Genomic DNA, 3,975 nt, shown 5'->3' on the forward strand with positions numbered 1-3,975 from the left:
CAGCGTCACCGCCTTCTCCGCCATGCGGCGCGGTTTAAGGAAACCAGGCACGTAGCTGCACTTACCTAGCCTCGGGCTGCACAGCCCCGCTGTGCCGCTCAGGTCTCCCCGGCCCCGTCGCGTAGCCGTTGGGTTGTGCCAGACGCTCGGCGCTCTTCTCGCCATGGCTGCGCCAACAGGCCATGGCTGCGCCGACAGGCCGCCAACCTTCATCTCCATCAGCCGCTCGGCGGCAAAGCCGATCATATCCCTTTGCAGTTCCCCATCAGGCGCCCTCTCGACAAGGCCGCCGAGCGTCACCGTCTCGTTGGTCATTGGGGGATCTCCGATCGAGGTTGACTCTCGCGAAACCGCCCCTGACAGAGACCTCGCGGTGGCCCCCGCGCCGCCATCCGCCCGCTATGGCGCAAGGGAACAGCGCTCGACACCGGCGCGGATCGGCGTGAGCATGGCGTTTGTTGAGCGCTCCCAAGGGCACAGCGTGTGCGCGGGCAGGCTGCGGTCGGAATGTCATCCGCGATCCCGGCCTCCGCCACGACCGATCAGCGACGAAGGCTGTGTCCCCCGGCCGACCACTCGTGCTGACGCCCTTAGGTCTTGTAGACCCGATCAGCGAACACTGCCTGCTCATCGCCCTAGATCAGCGCGTCGGCAACCTTGCATCTCGGCGCTCGTCAGTACGACGTGGCGCACGCGCTCGGAGGCCTGGTCGACGACGACGTGAGCCGTGACGGCCACACCTCGCGCGAGCGCGATGGAACTCGATGCCGAAGACGCTCTCGCCCCCGTCAGCCGAAGTCGGCGTCAGGGTCTTGCGGAGCGACCTGAGGGGAGCGCGGGGCGTGCAGGGGACAGACCTCGCTTCCCGCTGGCCGTCGGCCGGCTGATCCGGGCCTCGACCAGGGTGGCGTCGATCAGCGTGCCACTCTTCAGCATCACACCCTGGGCGCCCAGCCGACGACTGGCTTACTCGAACAGACGCCTCTTCACCCCATGCGCCACCGGCCGGCCGCGGGAGCGGCCGAGGGGTTGTCTGCCCTCTGGTCGACTTGCGGTCCCTTCGCGCGTGTCGTCGGCCAAGCTGAAGCCACAGAAGCGCCGAAAGGACAGACGATCGGCCAAACCCTCCTGGAGCCCGGAACCACAGACATCAACCCATCAGCCGGAGTACTCCGCCAGGGAAGCGAGCAGGTACCACTGCGCCCGCAAAAGGGCTCGGAAAAGGGCGATCGGCGGGAAGCCGGCCTGACGCGGAGGCAAGCGGAAACAGACCAGCCTCCGCTCCAGGGCACCCAGTGCACCCTGGTCGACCTACCTCACCGATCGGCGCTGCAATCCACTCCCGCCCCCGGTTCATCCCACCACCGGCGGCAGGAAGCCCTCCACCAAGGCCCCTTGATCCAACCGACGCTGCCCCACCGGCAAAACCATCGCAACACTCAGAACAAACACGAATCGAACACGAGACCGCACCACAACCGTTGGGCAGAGCTCTTCATAGAGCTCTTCATACTCCATCTGCAGACGATGTCGGTGCGAAGCACCGGAGAATGAACCAAGGCATCACCCGCCGCGCCAGCCCCGACCGCCGTTCAGATGGAACGTGACGGTCAACGCTCAAATGCGCTCTTGGACTGATCGGACGAGGTGAGCGAAGGCGCGCACAAGCTCCTCGTAGATCGGTCGCTTGAATGAGACTGCGAGGGTCGGAAGCTCGTAAAGGTCAACCCAACGCCAAGCGTCGAATTCGGGGTTGGGGTCAGCATCAAGTCGGATATCGGCCTCGCTGCCAAGGAAGCGCAGGGCAAACCATTTCTGCCGTTGTCCGCGATAGCGCCCTCCGAGCGCTTTGCCCAGCAGCTCAGGGGGAAGGTCGTAAGTCAACCAGTCGGGGTGTTCGGCGAGAATCTCGGCACGGTCGGTCCCGATTTCCTCAGCAAGCTCGCGGAAAACGGCAATCCTCGGATCCTCGCCTTCGTCTATTCCTCCCTGCGGAAGCTGCCAGCCTCCAGGGCCCCCTTCCGCGTTGGGAAGATCGGCGCGGCGGCAAACAAGCACTCGTCCCAACGGGCCGAAGAGCACAGCGCCGACATTTCGCCGGTAGGGAAGGGTCGTCGGATCCATGACCTGATGCGCCTATGGTCGGGCTTGCGCCGTCGGACGCGTGACGACGGCACTCACCGGCGCAAGGAGGATACCGCGGAACTCGACGCCCTGGCTCCACGCGGCGAGTCGCTCCAGCGTGAGTTGGGCAGGACCGGCGATGCCCAAGGCAACGCCCCGCTCCCTTGCCAAGCGTTCCAGATCAGCCAAACGGGCCTCGATTTCCGGTCGTGACATCCGCTCATCCACAACGAGATCGGCTGTGCGCGAGGGAACCGCCGTCGGAGCGCGCTCGCCAGGTCGAGCCTCGATGAAGAGAAGACCCCGTTGCTGCAGAACCTCGTAAACCGGACGCATCGCCTCAGTGGCGGTCATGAAGCGCTCGCCACGCAACACGGCAGATGCGGCATTGGTGACGCCAACATAGCCCGTACCACGCCCAAGCACCCACTGCAGCCGAGCCATGTTTTCCGGCGGCGGATTGCCCGTCATCAACGCCCGCGGCCCGGGATCATTCAGGGGGAAGTTCGCCGGCTCCATCGGGATGCCGAGCAGCACCTCGTGTCCCGCCGCGCGCGCCGCCGCCATTTGGGTGTCCAGATTGAGCCCGTAAGGCGAGAAGGCGAGGCTGATCGCCCCAGGAAGCTGTTCGATAGCGAACCGCGTCGCCGTCTCGCTCATGCCGAGCCCGACCACGAGGACGGCGAGGCGGGGCCTGCGGTCCGCCTCGTCGAAGGGACGGGCGAAGGCGCGCCAGGCGGGTGGCGACGCTGCCGCGCTCTCGCCCCGCGGCGCTGAGTCGCTCCCAGTGCGACGCTCCGCCTCGAGGAGCGGTTCCCGCCGAGCTTCGACGGTCGGCTCCAGCCGCGGCACCGCTGCGGACCCGCCCTGCTCGGCCAGAGAAGGTGCCGGCTCGACTGCGGCCGGCGGAACCCCGCCGAACTCCGCCCAGAGGGCTAGCCCTGCCGCGATGGCAAGCACCATTGCCCAGAACGCAGCCAGGGCACGCCACCCGCCCTTCCCTGCTCGACCCCCGGCCACCGTGCGGCCCGTCGGCTTGCTTTAGGCCTTTGGTCCTTTGGCCAATTCAGTTCGAGGCGCGCCGCATCACCGCAAGGCCGCGCACCAATTCGACTGCACGCTGCAGTTGGTAGTCGCGTGCAATGTCGCCGAGCTGGATCGCTGGCTGGCCCTCGCTTGGCCGCGGCGGCGGGTTCGAGGACGCCTCGACGAAGCCCGGCGGCAGTGCCGGCGGCGGCACCGGGCTCGGCCGGGCGGCCTGAGCCTGATCGTTGCGCAGCGCCCGGTTCAGATTGGCCTCGCGGTCGCGCGCCTCCGCACGCGCTTCGCCCTCGAACAGCTCGACCAGCACGTCCGGCTCGATGCCCGTCGCCTGGATCGAGCGGCCAGAGGGGGTGTAATAGCGCGCCGTGGTCAGTCGGATCGCGCCGTTGCCGGGCAAAGGCATCACCGTCTGCACGCTGCCCTTGCCGAAGCTGCGCGTGCCGATCACCACCGCCCGGCGGTGATCCTGCAGGGCTCCGGCGACGATCTCCGATGCCGAAGCCGAGCCGCCGTTGATCAGCACCACCAGGGGCAGGCCGGCCGCGATGTCCCCAGGCCGAGCATTGTAGCGCTGGGCATCCTCGGCGCGCCGGGCGCGAGTGGAGACGATCTCTCCCTGCTCCAGGAAGTCGTCGGACACCGCGACTGCCTGGTCGAGCAGCCCGCCCGGATTGTTGCGCAGATCCAACACCAGCCCGCGCAGGCGCGTGCCGGCTTGGGTGCGGAGCTGTTGCACTGCGCGCCGCAGGCCCTGGTCCGTCTGCTCGTTGAAGGACGTGATGCGGATGTAGCCGACGTCGTCGTCGA

At 67.4% G+C, this 3,975-nt stretch carries 3 protein-coding genes and 1 pseudogene; all 4 read right to left on the reverse strand.

Annotation, left to right across the window (positions count from 1 at the left end; translation table 11 throughout):
- A pseudogene (locus NZ773_16075) lies at positions 1-315 on the reverse strand (IS256 family transposase).
- Positions 316-1,617: 1,302 nt separating this feature from the next.
- Positions 1,618-2,124: an RNA pyrophosphohydrolase gene (locus tag NZ773_16080; protein ID MCS6803445.1), complete on the reverse strand. Its 507-nt coding sequence runs from the start codon at positions 2,122-2,124 to the stop codon at positions 1,618-1,620.
- A 12-nt stretch (positions 2,125-2,136) separates the two neighbouring features.
- A complete protein-coding gene (locus NZ773_16085; protein ID MCS6803446.1) occupies positions 2,137-3,087 on the reverse strand; it encodes a divergent polysaccharide deacetylase family protein in 951 nt (316 codons plus the stop codon).
- 103 nt (positions 3,088-3,190) lie between these two features.
- Positions 3,191-3,975, reverse strand: a 785-nt coding sequence (locus NZ773_16090) for a S41 family peptidase (GenBank protein MCS6803447.1), incomplete at its 5' end; no start/stop codon positions are given.

It is taken from the genome of Dehalococcoidia bacterium (assembly GCA_025054935.1).
Taxonomy (GTDB): Bacteria; Chloroflexota; Dehalococcoidia; order SpSt-223; family SpSt-223; genus JANWZD01.

Excerpts from the sequence above, each read along its gene's own strand:
- NZ773_16080 (MCS6803445.1), bottom strand. The coding sequence starts at position 2,124 with ATGGATCCGACGACCCTTCCCTACCGGCGAAATGTCGGCGCTGTGCTC.
- NZ773_16085 (MCS6803446.1), bottom strand. The coding sequence starts at position 3,087 with ATGGTGCTTGCCATCGCGGCAGGGCTAGCCCTCTGGGCGGAGTTCGGC.